General features: G+C 43.8%; 12 protein-coding genes and 1 other RNA gene. 4 read left to right on the top strand and 9 right to left on the bottom strand.

Annotation, left to right across the window (positions count from 1 at the left end; all coding sequences use genetic code 11):
- Position 1 precedes the first annotated feature (1 nt).
- The 8 genes from hybO to HMPREF9064_RS04785 all read right to left on the bottom strand — a co-directional run bounded on the left by hybO (position 2) and on the right by HMPREF9064_RS04785 (position 8,326).
- The gene (gene hybO, locus HMPREF9064_RS04750) at positions 2-1,150 is read right to left on the bottom strand and encodes a hydrogenase 2 small subunit (RefSeq protein ID WP_006718272.1); all 1,149 of its coding nucleotides are present in this window, start codon (positions 1,148-1,150) and stop codon (positions 2-4) included.
- A gap of 309 nt (positions 1,151-1,459) precedes the next feature.
- On the bottom strand, positions 1,460-2,890 hold the full coding sequence (gene trpCF / locus HMPREF9064_RS04755; RefSeq protein ID WP_006718271.1) for a bifunctional indole-3-glycerol-phosphate synthase TrpC/phosphoribosylanthranilate isomerase TrpF: 1,431 nt from the start codon (positions 2,888-2,890) through the stop codon (positions 1,460-1,462).
- A 35-nt stretch (positions 2,891-2,925) separates the two neighbouring features.
- On the bottom strand, positions 2,926-3,927 hold the full coding sequence (trpD, locus tag HMPREF9064_RS04760) for an anthranilate phosphoribosyltransferase (protein ID WP_032997880.1): 1,002 nt from the start codon (positions 3,925-3,927) through the stop codon (positions 2,926-2,928).
- Positions 3,928-3,938: 11 nt separating this feature from the next.
- Entirely contained in the window at positions 3,939-4,331 is a 393-nt protein-coding gene (locus tag HMPREF9064_RS04765; protein WP_005703192.1) for a tautomerase family protein, read from the bottom strand.
- A 184-nt stretch (positions 4,332-4,515) separates the two neighbouring features.
- On the bottom strand, positions 4,516-5,100 hold the full coding sequence (locus tag HMPREF9064_RS04770; RefSeq protein WP_006718266.1) for an aminodeoxychorismate/anthranilate synthase component II: 585 nt from the start codon (positions 5,098-5,100) through the stop codon (positions 4,516-4,518).
- Positions 5,101-5,110: 10 nt separating this feature from the next.
- Positions 5,111-6,658: an anthranilate synthase component I gene (gene trpE / locus HMPREF9064_RS04775; RefSeq protein WP_006718263.1), complete on the bottom strand. Its 1,548-nt coding sequence runs from the start codon at positions 6,656-6,658 to the stop codon at positions 5,111-5,113.
- Between the two features lie 178 nt (positions 6,659-6,836).
- A complete protein-coding gene (locus HMPREF9064_RS04780; protein WP_006718262.1) occupies positions 6,837-7,391 on the bottom strand; it encodes a KdsC family phosphatase in 555 nt (184 codons plus the stop codon).
- The gene (locus tag HMPREF9064_RS04785) at positions 7,391-8,326 is read right to left on the bottom strand and encodes a KpsF/GutQ family sugar isomerase (protein WP_006718260.1); all 936 of its coding nucleotides are present in this window, start codon (positions 8,324-8,326) and stop codon (positions 7,391-7,393) included. The genes HMPREF9064_RS04780 and HMPREF9064_RS04785 overlap by 1 nt, the downstream gene beginning before the upstream one ends.
- Before the next feature lie 123 nt (positions 8,327-8,449).
- Between HMPREF9064_RS04785 and rnpB the strand changes: the two genes are divergently transcribed.
- Positions 8,450-8,838: RNase P RNA component class A (gene rnpB / locus HMPREF9064_RS09715), an RNA gene on the top strand.
- Positions 8,839-8,844: 6 nt separating this feature from the next.
- Here the strand turns inward: rnpB and HMPREF9064_RS09900 are convergent.
- Entirely contained in the window at positions 8,845-9,012 is a 168-nt protein-coding gene (locus tag HMPREF9064_RS09900) for a hypothetical protein (protein WP_155811787.1), read from the bottom strand.
- Here HMPREF9064_RS09900 and htpX point away from each other — a divergent pair.
- The 3 genes from htpX to pheT all read left to right on the top strand — a co-directional run bounded on the left by htpX (position 9,002) and on the right by pheT (position 13,512).
- The gene (gene htpX / locus HMPREF9064_RS04790; RefSeq protein ID WP_006718259.1) at positions 9,002-9,871 is read left to right on the top strand and encodes a protease HtpX; all 870 of its coding nucleotides are present in this window, start codon (positions 9,002-9,004) and stop codon (positions 9,869-9,871) included. The two genes, HMPREF9064_RS09900 and htpX, sit on opposite strands and share 11 nt — an antisense overlap.
- 241 nt (positions 9,872-10,112) lie before the next feature.
- Positions 10,113-11,102, top strand: a complete 990-nt coding sequence (pheS, locus tag HMPREF9064_RS04795) for a phenylalanine--tRNA ligase subunit alpha (protein WP_006718257.1) — start codon at positions 10,113-10,115, stop codon at positions 11,100-11,102.
- A gap of 19 nt (positions 11,103-11,121) precedes the next feature.
- The gene (gene pheT, locus HMPREF9064_RS04800; RefSeq protein WP_006718256.1) at positions 11,122-13,512 is read left to right on the top strand and encodes a phenylalanine--tRNA ligase subunit beta; all 2,391 of its coding nucleotides are present in this window, start codon (positions 11,122-11,124) and stop codon (positions 13,510-13,512) included.
- Position 13,513: the final 1 nt, after the last annotated feature.

Raw genomic sequence — 13,513 nt, 5'->3', positions numbered from 1 at the left:
GTTATTTACCTGTATGCTGTTCTTTCTCTGCCGCTTTGGCTTCGGAACGGGCTTTATGTTGAACACTTAATTCGCGTAAGGTGACAACACTCACACCGGCAAGGATGGCAGCAGCACCGCCCAATAAACCGATGGCTGTCATCGTTGCACCTGAGCCTTCATTATTGTTTACATCGGGTTTTTCAGCGCGCGGTGTTGGGTTTTCTACACCGGCTAATTGGAAAATGCCTTTGGTAAAGCCCACGCCTTTTTCGTTACAACCATAACAAGGATGACCAATACCTACCGGCCAGTTATTACCACCGACATCACAGAATTCTAAAGTAGAGCAGTTGCCGTAAGTTTCCGGTCCTTTACAACCGAGATGGTATAAACACCAACCATTGCGATGACCATAATCGCCGTATTCTTTGGCGAAGCGACCTGCATCAAAGTGCGGTCTGCGATAGCAGTTTTCGTGAATTAAGCGATCGTAAGCGAATAGCGGACGATTGAGTTTGTCCATTGCCGGTAATTTCTTATAAGTAAGAATGTAAGCGACTGTTGCAAGGAAGTTATGTGGATTCGGCGGGCAGCCCGGAATGTTAATGATCGGCGTACCTTTTGGTAACACATCAGTTAAACTGCTGGCGCCGGTTGGGTTACCACCGCTGGATGGCACACCACCCCAGGCAGCACAAGAACCAATCGCAATAATGGCTGCAGCACCTTTTGCCGCCTCTTGAATGTGTTCTACAATCGGTTTTCCAGCGACCATACAATAAACACCACCGTCTTTCACCGGAATGGAACCATCAACGACTAAAACATATTTGCCATAATATTTATGCATGGCGTTGTGTTTATTATCTTCAGCTTGTTCTCCAAACGCGGCAGAAAGGACTTCGTGGTATTCTAAGGAAATCATTTCCAATACTAAATTTTCCACCGTCGGGTGAGTGGCACGTAGCAGAGATTCTGTACATCCTGTACACTCTTGTGCACCAATCCATAACACCGGCGGACGAGCAGGCGCCGTCAAGGCTTCTGTCATTTGCGCACTGGCTTTACTACTTAGCCCCATTGTTGCTGCAAGTGCGGTACATAATTTCATGAAATCCCGGCGGGAAACATCAGCTAAGGCAGAAAATAATCCATCGCTTCGTTGCATATATTCACTCCAATTCACACATTTTATATATGGTTATCGGCGCTATGATATGCTCATAAGGTGGAACATTATTTGATCGTCATCAAGAATATCCCTATTTTTTATCCGAATATAGGATGTAACCTTTTGTTTTTATAGATTAATTGCGATTAATTCTCATTTATTAAATTATTGTAACCATAACTAGGTATGAAATTTTATTTGGAGTTAGAGAAAAAAGGATTTGATCGCAGAAAAGGCTGAATTAAGAAAAGAAAAAGGCGCACATTGGACATTGTGTGCCATTATTTATTGTGTGGTTTTGTGACGCTATAAAATCTTTGCAAAAACCGACCGCACTTTTTCGGCATCTTTCACGCCGGGCGCACGTTCCACACCGGAATTTAAATCAACCCCGACACAATGTTGTGCCAATGTATCTTCAATGTTATCAGGGTTAATGCCACCCGCCAGAATAATTTTATGTTTCAGATGGGCAGGAATCAATGACCAATCGAAAGTCTCACCGGTACCACCTTGTTGCGCGCCTGACTTGCTATCGAAAACAAAACGATCAATCGCAGAAACGTCGTCAAAAACCACCGCACTTTTATGGGTTACCTCCACGGAAATGGCTTTCCAAATACGAATGCTTTCAGGCAATTCGGCGCGAAGTGCGGTGATAAATTCCGCTGTTTCATCGCCGTGCAACTGAACGGCATAGAGCTGTAACTGCTGCGCGATTTTCACGATAAAATCAATGCCTTGATTTTGAAACACGCCCACAAAACGAAGTGGTGCGGCCGTCACCAATTCTTGGGCTTGGCGTAAACTGACACAACGTTTGGAGTTTTCGACAAAAATCAGTCCGCCGTACAATGCACCGCTTTCGTAAACGGTTTTTACGTCTTGCGCACGGGTTAAACCGCACACTTTGTTTTCGCCGAAAATGACTTCACGTACGGCGTTGTTCAAATCAGGTTTGCCCATCAAACTGCTGCCAATTAAAAAGCCGTGGGCAACTTGTTGTAATTCTCGCACTTGTTGATGATTGTAAATGCCTGATTCGCTGATGATTCGTACATCGGCAGGAATGCGGTCGGCATATCGGTTGGTTAGTGCCACTACGCGGTTTAAATCTACGCTTAAATCGTGCAAATTACGATTATTTACGCCGATAATTTTCGCCTCTAACGCCAAGGCGCGTTCAAATTCTTCTTCGTTACTGGTTTCGGTCAACACGCCCATGCCGAGAGAATGTGCCAAATCGGCTAAGATGCGATAAGTTTCGTCGCTCACTACTGAAAGCATGAGTAAAATCGCGTCGGCTTGGTAAAAACGCGCTAAATACACCTGATATTCGCTGATCATAAAGTCTTTGCACAACACCGGTTGTGTGACAACGTCGCGAACTTGTTTGATGTAGGTAAAATTGCCCAGGAAGTATTTTTCATCCGTCAGCACAGAAATCGCATTGGCATAGTTTTTATAGATCTGCGCAATTTCTGTCGGCTTAAATTCACTGCGAATCAATCCTTTGGACGGCGAGGCTTTTTTACATTCTAAAATGTACGCCGGTTTTTGGTGGGTGCCTTTTGCCAACGCATCATAAAAAGCGCGGTCGGATTTTTGAATGTTTTTTTCAAATTCACTTAACGGAAATTCCGCTTCTTTGTTTTTTACCCATTCGGCTTTATCAAGCACGATTTTTTGTAACACCGTTGCGGCTTCAAGTGGTTTGGAAAAGTCTTGTGTGATCATGTTTATGTCTTATTTTTTGAAAACGGGTCTTTAAATTAATAGGCCGTTAATTTTTGTAAGGTTTCAAACGGTTTGCCTTGTGCAATCGCATCCAATACCCGTTGTGCATTTTGTTTAATGTCTTCTTGTCCGAACAGTTTTAATAATAGTGCGGTGTTCATGGCAACGGCTTGGTTGTGTTCCGTTTTGCCTTTGCCTTGTAAAAGTGCGGTAATCATTTGCGCATTTTCTGTCGGTTCGCCACCGCGCAAACTTTCCAACGGTTTGACTTGTAAGCCAAAATCCTGTGGCGTTAGGGTATAACGTTCAATCTCGCCGTTACGTACTTCCGCTACGTCTGTAGCGCCATGAATGGCCACTTCGTCTAAGCCACTGCCGTGCACGATAATCGTGTGTTCGTGACCTAATTTGGCAACAGTTTTAGCATAAATATCAATCAGTTCGGGAGAATAAACGCCGAGCAATTGATGTTTCGGACGTGCCGGATTAATAAGTGGACCAAGAATATTAAAGAGCGTACGGGTTTTTAAGGCTTGGCGTACCGGCACCACATATTTGAAGCCCGGATAATATTGCTGTGCAAACAAGAAGCAGATGCCAATGTCATCCAATGCTTGGCGGGCTTGCTCTGGCGACATCGCGATATTGACACCCAAGGCAGTTAATAAATCGCTTGAACCGGTTTTACTGGAAACGCTACGGTTGCCATGTTTAGCCACTTTGGCACCACAAGCCGCTGCGACAATAGCGGATGCCGTAGAAATATTGATAGTATTGGCGCCGTCACCGCCTGTGCCTACGATGTCGGTAAAGGGGTAGTCGGGTGTTGGAAACGGTTTGGCATTTTTAACGGCGGCTAATACGGCACCGTTGACTTCATCGATGGTTTCACCACGCACTTTGAGAGCCACTAACATGGCGGAGATTTGTTCGTTGCTTAATTTCCCCAACATGATGGCGTTAAATAAGGCTTCGCTTTCCGCGGCGGTTAAGGTTTGTGCGCCATAAAGTTTTTCTAATAGAGCTTGGTTTTCCATCATCCTTGTCCTTATTTATGAATATCGTAATCCAAATCGCGCGCTTCATCGCCGGTCATGCCACGGAAGCCCCAACAATGCGCCGGTTGCTCTTTGATGGTGATTTCCACGTCAAACGGGCTAATGCCTAATTTGTATTCAAATTCACTGAACAACATTTTGATTAAACGTTTTTTGGTTTGCTCTAAACGACCTTGCATTAAATTGATTTCAATTACCATGTAATTGTCGGTACGGTTTGTGGTATGTGGGTAGTAAAAATCGTCGTCTTCCAAACAAATAAAACGAAGCGCGTGCTTGCCTTTGGCAACATCTAAACCGAGTTCAAGACAGTTATAAATCACCTCTGCTACAGCAGATTTGCGAGGGGAGAGGGTACGTTTTAAGCCATATACTGTGATCATGTTTTGTCCTTTTTTATTTAAAATCTCCCTCTTTAGAAAAGAGGAACCAGGGAGATTGGAAAAATATTGTTATTGAATAAAAATCAAATGAAATTAACCATATTTTGATTATTAACTTACTCAGTTTTATGACGACTGCCAAATCTCCCTTAACCCCTCTTTGCTAAAGAGGGGAAGTGGTATATTAATTCCGTTTCAACAACCATTCCACCGATTGCGCCAATAACTTTGCCCCTTGCACTGTTAAAATAGATTCAGGATGGAATTGGAAGCTACAAATGGGCAAAGTGCGGTGGCGAATTGCCATATTAATGCCATGATAAGAAGCATTCGGAATCAATTCATCGGGCAAATTAATTCCCATGAGGGAATGATAGCGCGCTACCGGCATCGGGTTGGTCAAACCTTTGAACATGGCTTCATTGTCGTGTTCAATTCTGGACACTTTGCCGTGCAAAATTTCACCCGCATGAACGACTTTACCACCGAAGGCTTCGATTAACGCTTGATGCCCCAAACAAATGCCCAACATCGGTACTTTGCCGATTAATCGCTTAATCAACGGAATCATATTCCCCGCTTCATCCGGGGTGCCCGGCCCGGGAGAGAGCGCAAGAATCGTATCCGGTTGTGCCAAGGCGTTTTTTTCTAAAATCGCTAAATCACAATCATTGCGGTAAATGTGAACCTGATGTCCCAGTCCGCGAAATTGATCCACCAAATTGTAAGTAAAGGAATCAAAGTTATCTAAAAATAAAATAGTTGCCATGATGTCACTCCTATTGATTCGCTTTCTTATTGGTTTGTACGATGGCGTTGATGACCGCACGGGCTTTGTGACGGGTTTCGTCGGCTTCCATTTGCAGGTCGGAATCCAACACCGTACCGCAACCGGCTTGCACATGGGCAATACCGTTTTGCACGAAGGCGGAGCGAATCACAATACAGGTGTCAAAATTGCCATCAGATTGTAAATAGCCTACGGCACCGCCGTAACTGTGGCGTTTTTGTTGTTCAAATTGATAAATTAGCTGCATAGCTTTAATTTTCGGTGCACCGGTTAGCGTGCCCATGTTCATACAGGCTTGATAAGCGTGTAACGCATCCAGTTCAGGGCGAAGTTTACCTACAACGCGAGAAACAAGGTGCATAATGTGCGAATAACGATCCACCTGCATTAAATCTTTCACATGACGGGTTTTACTTTCGCACACACGGGCGATGTCGTTACGGGCTAAATCCACCAACATCAAATGTTCCGCTTGTTCTTTATGATCCAAACGCAATTCCAGTTCCAAACGGGAATCCAATTCGGGATCGATATTGCCGTCAGCATCAAAGCCGCGCGGACGGGAGCCGGCAATCGGATAGATCTCCAACTGACGGGTAGTTTGCGAATATTTCAAGGCACTTTCCGGTGAAGCACCGAACAAAGTGAAATCCTCGTCTTGAATAAAGAACATATACGGGCTTGGGTTGTTTTGTTTTAACTGACGATAAGTCGCCAACGTATTCGGGCATTCAAGGGAGAAACGACGGGACGGCACGATTTGGAACACGTCGCCACAATAAATATGTTGCTTCAGGCGCTCAATAATTTTCTTGAATTTATCATCATCTAAATTAATGGCAACCTCGGTAGAAGCCGATTTGAGGCTCAAGTGCGGTCGAATTTCCAAGAGTTTTTTGGCAATCTCTTGGGCGTTCTGCTGCAACGTAGCCAACGCATTTTGTGCAAAACAAAAGGTTTGTAATTTCGCTTGTTGCAATTGATGGTCAATCACCAGTAATTGTTCCGCTAAATAAAAGCAATAATCAGGACAGGTAATGCCATCATCTTGCAAAGTGATGTTTTCCATCGGAATAAAATTTGCCACCAAGTCATAGGCGAATAACCCGCCTAAAAAAACCGGCAACGAGCTTGCCTGATAAAGTTCGGTGAAACAACGCAACCCGTCGAAAATGCTGTGCGCCAATAATTTGCTGTCTTCGTCTGTATTATTGTCGACAGGTTTGAATTCCACTTGCAGTTCGGTGCTTGTTTGGGATGTTACGTTTACCTGTGCCGAGAGCTTTTGCGCAATTAACGGTAACACTGCGGCACCGTTGTCGGTTAACGCATGAAAAGTGACGGTTTGTCCCAAACAAGAAATTTTCATGGCTGCGTTAACGAGTAATAAACTTTTCAGACTGTTTTTGCTGGAGATCTCAGCAGATTCTAAAAGTAGCGTATTCGGTTTGTTTTCACATAAGGTGGCGAAAATAGCGGTAGGGTCGCTGTGATAAGCTACGTTTTGCGTAAAAGTTTGAATAAAAGCGGAAGACATTCTCATTTCCTTAAAACATAAAATAAAGTTGCACTATTAAACTAGTGCAGGTATTTAAAGTCAAGAAAAATTAAAATTTTGTTTAAGAATGGTGGGAATGGATGAATAGCGAAGTAGGGCGAATTTAATATCCGCCCACGATATGAGTCAAAAAGTGCGGTCGTTTTTTACGGCGTTTTTACTGCGCCATCTTTTTTGCCGTCTTCAAAAATCCTTGAGCTGAATTGTAAATTTCGGCTTTGCCTTGGGCGTTGAGAATCATATCGGACATTTCACGGAAGGCGCCTTTTCCGCCGCCTAAGCCTAAGGTGTAATCGGCACAGTTTTTGACATATTCCGGTGCATCGGCAACCGCGAAGGAAAGTCCACAAACAGCGAAAGCCGGGAGATCAACGCTGTCATCGCCAATGTAAGCTGTTTGCTCCAGCTCAACACCGGCTTGGCGACATAATTCAAAACAGGCACTTTCTTTTTCCAGCTTGCCTAAAAAGGCGAGTTTAATGCCTAAATCGGCAATGCGTTTGCGCAAAATTGCCGAATCACGTCCGGATAACACAGCAACCTGAATGCCGGCTTCCATCAACATCCGAATGCCTAAACCATCGCGCACATGAAAACTTTTGAGCGCTTCGCCGTTAGCATCGTAGTGCAGTAAACCGTCCGTTAATACGCCGTCCACATCGGTGATAACGAATTTCACCTGTTTTAATTTTTCTTGTAACTCTGTTGTCATCAGCTTGAGAACTCCACTAAACCGACCACATTTTGCGCATCATCCACCACAACCAAAGAGTGAATTTTGTGCGCTTTCATATAATTTTCCGCTTCAGATAAATAGGTATCTTGATGAATAGTTTTTGGATGAGAGGTCATCAATTCCTGTGCGGTTTTGCTAAGCGTATTGGCACCGTTGGCCGTTAATGCACGGCGAATGTCACCATCGGTGATAATACCGCGTAATTGCTGTTGCTCCATGACCAACGCTACGCCCATACGACCTTCATTCATAATGGTTAAGCAATCGGTGAAGGAGGTCGTTAAGGCGGCGATCGGTAAGCGAGTTTGCATTTGATCTTTCACGCGGCATAACAAACGGCGACCTAAGCTGCCGCCCGGATGGAATTTCGCAAAATCTTCCGGTTGGAAATCGCGCGCGCGCATTAAACAAACTGCCAACGCATCGCCCAACGCCATGGTCACAACCACGGAAGTGGTCGGTGCAAGGTTATTCGGGCAGACTTCCCGTTCTACGCTAATGTCCAACACATAATCCGCATGACGCGCTAAAGTGGAATTTTTATTGGACGTGAGCGCAATGATTTTGTTGCCGAAGTTTTTCAGGCTTGGAATGAGTTTGTTTACATCGTCGGTTTCGCCGCTGTAAGAAATGAGCATCACCACATCAATGGGTTTCAACATGCCTAAATCACCGTGAAAGGCTTCCGTAGGATGCAGGAAAAAACTCGGTGTGCCGGTGGAAGCAAAGGTGGCGACCATTTTTTTGCCCACTAAACCGGATTTGCCGATACCGCCGATCACCAAACGGCCTTTGCAATTTAAAATTAAATCAACAACCTCAGTGAAGGTGCAGTCTAATTTTTCGCTGAGTTGTCCGAGGGCTTTTTCTTCAACGCCCAGGGTTTCTCGGGCAATTTGTAAATAATTCATTGAAGTTTCCTTATGTGGCACAAAAGTGCGGTGTATTTTAGGCCTGTTTTTGTGGCGTTCATTCTAGCCCAACTTTTTACTTAACACTATATTTCACCTTGAATTTAAGCTATACTGCGCGCCAGAGTTGGTCAGGCAATCGCCGGTCTATTGAAGCCTCTAACATCGCGAAAGCGTAAACTGGGGGACAAGTAGGCGGGAGGAAAGTCCGGGCTACACAGGGCAGAGTGCCGGATAACGTCCGGGAGGCGAGAGCCTACGACAAGTGCAGCAGAGAGCAAACCGCCGATGGCCCGCAAGGGATCAGGTAAGGGTGAAAGGGTGCGGTAAGAGCGCACCGTGCCGCCGGTAACGGTTGGTAGCAGGGTAAACTCCACTCGTAGCAAGACCAAATAGGAATCCAATGAATGGCCCGTTCAGGATTCGGGTAGGTTGCTTGAGCGCATGTGTAAATATGCGCCTAGATGAATGATTGTCCATGACAGAACCCGGCTTATCGACCAACTCCCTTTTTCTTTTCAAAAAACATCGTCAAAATCCACCGCACTTTTCTCTTTTTCCAATAAAACAACATTTTTTCTCATTGAATTCATTGGCATACTTGATTTTCCTTTTTTTGTCGCCATTATAGCCAAGCGTGTTTTTATTACTGTTTTATTTAGGAGTTTTTCATCGATGATGCGCATTTTACTTTTCCTTGCGACCAATATGGCAGTATTGTTGGTTTTTAACATCATTTTATCGTTAACCGGCATTCAATCTCGTGATGCGAGCGGTTTAATGCTGTTTGCCGCATTATTTGGTTTTGCAGGTTCTATTATTTCGTTATTTATGTCCAAAACCATGGCAATTCGTTCTGTGGGTGCTGAAGTGATTCAACAACCACGCAACGAAACAGAGCGTTGGTTATTGGATACCGTATATTCACAAGCAGATCGTGCCGGTTTACCACGCCCTGAAGTCGCTATTTACCATTCTGCTGATGTAAATGCTTTTGCCACCGGCGCAAGCAAAAACAATTCGTTAGTGGCGGTGAGTACCGGTTTGTTAAATAAAATGACTCGTGGCGAAGCTGAAGCTGTTTTGGCGCACGAAGTTAGTCATATTAAAAACGGCGATATGGTGACCATGGCGTTATTGCAAGGTGTGTTGAATACTTTCGTGATTTTCTTATCACGTATCATTGCAAACGTGGTGGCGAATTCCCGCAATCAGGGCAGTGAAAGCTCAAGCAATTCCGGGAGCTATTTCTTAGTTTCGATGGTGCTTGAAGTCGTATTTGGTTTCTTGGCAAGCATGATTGCTATGTGGTTCTCCCGCCAACGTGAATTCAGAGCCGATGCAGGTTCAGCGAATTTAGTGGGTAAGCAAAAAATGATTGATGCGCTAAAACGCTTACAAAACTTGCATGAACCGGAAGAGCTGGAAGGCTCCACCTTGGCGGCATTTGCCATTAACGGTAAACGTGGTGGCGGCTTAACAGAATTGTTCTTAAGCCACCCGCCGTTGGAAAAACGTATTGAAGCATTGCAACAATTACCTTAATAGTAAAATTTTAATAAATAGAGGCTTTTTTAAGCCTCTATTTTTTTATCCAAAGAAAATGGCTGAAAAGTTTCAGTTGAAATGTAAACGGAAGAATAAAGTGCGGTCATTTTTCCCTATAAATCTTCGTTTTATTACGGAATAATTTCCGCGGTCATAGATAAATCGCGTGATTTTCTAAGCAGTTAGTATTATTATTGACAGCATTTTTTAGATAGATTAATCATCACAGAGGATATTTATGCAGCATCTTAAAGAGCTTGTGGATAAAGCAAGAAATGCTATAGACAACATTGAAGATAAAAGCCTTGCCGCGCTTGATGAAATTCGCGTGGAATATTTTGGTAAGAAAGGTCATTTTACCCAATTAATGCAAGAATTGCGCAATGTGGCGGCGGAAGAACGTCCGGCAATGGGCGCGAAAATTAACGAAGCTAAACAAGCGGCATTAGATTTTTTAAATGCAAAAAAAGCGGAATGGGAACAAGCCCTATTAAATGCACAATTGGAAAACGAACGCATTGATGTGAGTTTACCGGGGCGCAAAGTGGAAATGGGCTGTTTACATCCGGTTTCTATTACCATTGAACGCGTGACCAAATTTTTCTCTGAACTGGGTTTTTCTGTGGAATCCGGTCCTGAAATCGAAAGCGATTATTACAATTTTGATGCCTTAAATATTCCTAAACATCATCCTGCGCGTGCCGATCACGACACATTCTGGTTTAATCCTGAATTATTGTTAAGAACGCAAACTTCCGGGGTACAAATTCGTACCATGCAAAAACAGCAACCGCCAATTCGCATTATGGCGCCGGGGCGCGTGTATCGTAACGATTACGACCAAACCCACACACCGATGTTCCATCAAATCGAATTGTTGTATGTGGATAAACATGCGAATTTCACCGAATTAAAAGGCCTGTTGCACGATTTCTTACGTGCCTTCTTCGAAGAAGATTTGCAAGTGCGTTTCCGTCCGTCTTACTTCCCATTCACAGAGCCTTCTGCCGAAGTGGATGTAATGGGTAAAAACGGAAAATGGCTAGAAGTGTTGGGTTGCGGTATGGTACACCCAAATGTTTTACGCAATGTTGGTATTGACCCAAATGAATACTCTGGCTTTGCAGTGGGCATGGGGGTAGAGCGTTTAACCATGTTACGCTACAACGTCACAGATTTACGTTCATTCTTCGAGAATGATTTACGCTTTTTGAAACAGTTTAAATAATTTTGAGTGAGAGATAAGTATGAAATTTAGTGAACAATGGGTACGCGAATGGGTTAATCCAGCGATTTCTACGGAACAACTTTGCGAACAAATTACCATGTTAGGCTTGGAAGTTGACGGAGTAGAAAAAGTGGCCGGCGATTTCACCGGTGTGGTTGTAGGCGAAGTGGTGGAATGCGCACAACATCCTGATGCCGATAAATTACGCGTAACCAAAGTGAATGTGGGCGGCGAGCGTTTGTTAGATATCGTGTGTGGTGCACCGAATTGTCGTCAAGGCTTGAAAGTGGCTTGTGCGGTAGAAGGCGCTGAATTACCGGGTGATTTCAAAATCAAGAAAACCAAATTACGCGGACAACCTTCCGAAGGCATGCTTTGCTCATTCAGCGAACTCGGCATTGAATCTGATGCCAATGGCATTATCGAATTGCCACAAGATGCGCCTATCGGTACCAATTTACGCGATTATTTAACATTAGACGACAGCGCTATTGAAATCAGCTTAACGCCAAACCGTGCAGACTGTTTAAGCATTGCCGGTGTGGCGCGTGAATTAGCTGTGGTGAATAAACTTCACGAAAATCCACCGCACTTTGAGGTGGTTAAACCGACCATTAGCGATAAAGTACAAATTGATGTTCAAGCTGCCGAAGCCTGTCCGCGTTATTTATTACGTGTGATTAAGAATGTCAATGTTAAAGCGCAGTCACCAATGTGGTTACAAGAAAAATTGCGCCGTTGCGATATTCGTTCTATCGATCCAATTGTGGATGTCACGAACTATATTTTGCTTGAATTGGGCCAACCGATGCACGCTTTTGATATGGCAAAAGTGGCACAACCGGTACAAGTTCGCATGGCGAAAGAAAATGAAGAGCTTGTCTTGTTAGATGGTACGACAGCGAAACTTCAACCGAACACTTTAGTGATTGCCGACCAAAATGGTGCATTGGCAATGGCGGGGATCTTCGGTGGTGAAGCCAGTGGTGTGAATGTAGAAAACACAAAAGATGTGATTTTAGAAGCAGCATTTTTTGCGCCATTGGCGATTACCGGTCGTGCTCGTCAATATGGTTTGCATACAGATTCTTCTCATCGCTTTGAGCGTGGTGTGGATTTTGAATTGCCACGTAAAGCAATGGAAAGAGCGACCGCACTTTTATTAGAGATTTGTGGTGGGGAAGCCGGTGAAATTTGTGAAGTGACTCATGAAGCCCATTTACCAAAACGTCAACAAGTCACATTACAACGTCACAAATTAGATGCGTTACTTGGCCATCATATTGAAACAGAAACGGTAACCGATATTTTACAACGCCTTGGTTTACAGGTTTCTTACGCTAACAACAGTTGGACGGCTGTTGCGCCATCTTGGCGTTTTGACATTGAAATCGAAGAAGATTTAATTGAAGAAGTCGCGCGTATTTATGGCTATAACAGTATTCCAAATAATGCACCGTTAGCGCATTTGCGTATGCGTGAACATAGCGAAGCAGACATTGAATTATCGCGAATTAAAGCGGCATTAGTGAGTTGCGATTTTTATGAAGCCATTACTTATAGCTTTGTTGATCCGAAAATTCAAAGTTTACTCCACCCGGAAATTAAACCGTTTATTCTACCTAACCCAATTTCTGTTGAAATGTCCGCGATGCGCGTTTCACTATTAACCGGATTGCTAGGGGCGGTAAGTTATAACCAAAATCGTCAACAAAATCGTGTGCGTTTGTTTGAATTTGGTTTACGTTTTGTACCGGATGAAAAAGCCGAATTTGGCGTACGTCAAGAACAAGTTTTTGCGGCAGTGATGACCGGTTCGAAAGCAAATGAACAATGGAGCGAAAAAGCTGCGCCTGCCGATTTCTATGATTTAAAAGGTTATATTGAAAATTTACTTTCATTAAGTTCTGCTGGAAATCGCGCAAAATTTGTAGCAAAATCATACACAGCGTTACATCCGGGGCAATCTGCTGCAATTATGTTAGACGGTGAAGAAATTGGTTTTATTGGTCAACTTCATCCGACGATTGCTCAAAAAATTGGTATCAACGGCAAGGCATTTGTGTGTGAAATTTCCATTGCGCATATTTCTCGTCGTGATATTGCGAAAGCAAAAGAAATTTCCCGTTTCCCGGCGAATCGCCGTGACTTAGCTCTTGTGGTTGCGGATAGTGTTGCAGCAGACGATGTATTAGACGCTTGTCGTGTTGCAGGCGGTGATAAATTAACGCAAGTGAATTTATTTGACGTTTACCAAGGTAGTGGCGTCGCAGAAGGTCATAAGAGCTTAGCGATAAGCCTCGTGATTCAAGACAATGAAAAAACCCTTGAAGAAGATGAAATTAACGCAGTAATTTCAGCGGTATTATCTGAGTTAAAACAACGTTTTAATGCTTACTTGAGAGATTAAA

The organism is Aggregatibacter segnis ATCC 33393, from assembly GCF_000185305.1.
Taxonomy (GTDB): Bacteria; Pseudomonadota; Gammaproteobacteria; order Enterobacterales; family Pasteurellaceae; genus Aggregatibacter; species Aggregatibacter segnis.
The sequence above is the reverse complement of the archived record's forward strand: the minus strand, read 5'-3'. Positions and strand labels throughout refer to the sequence as shown.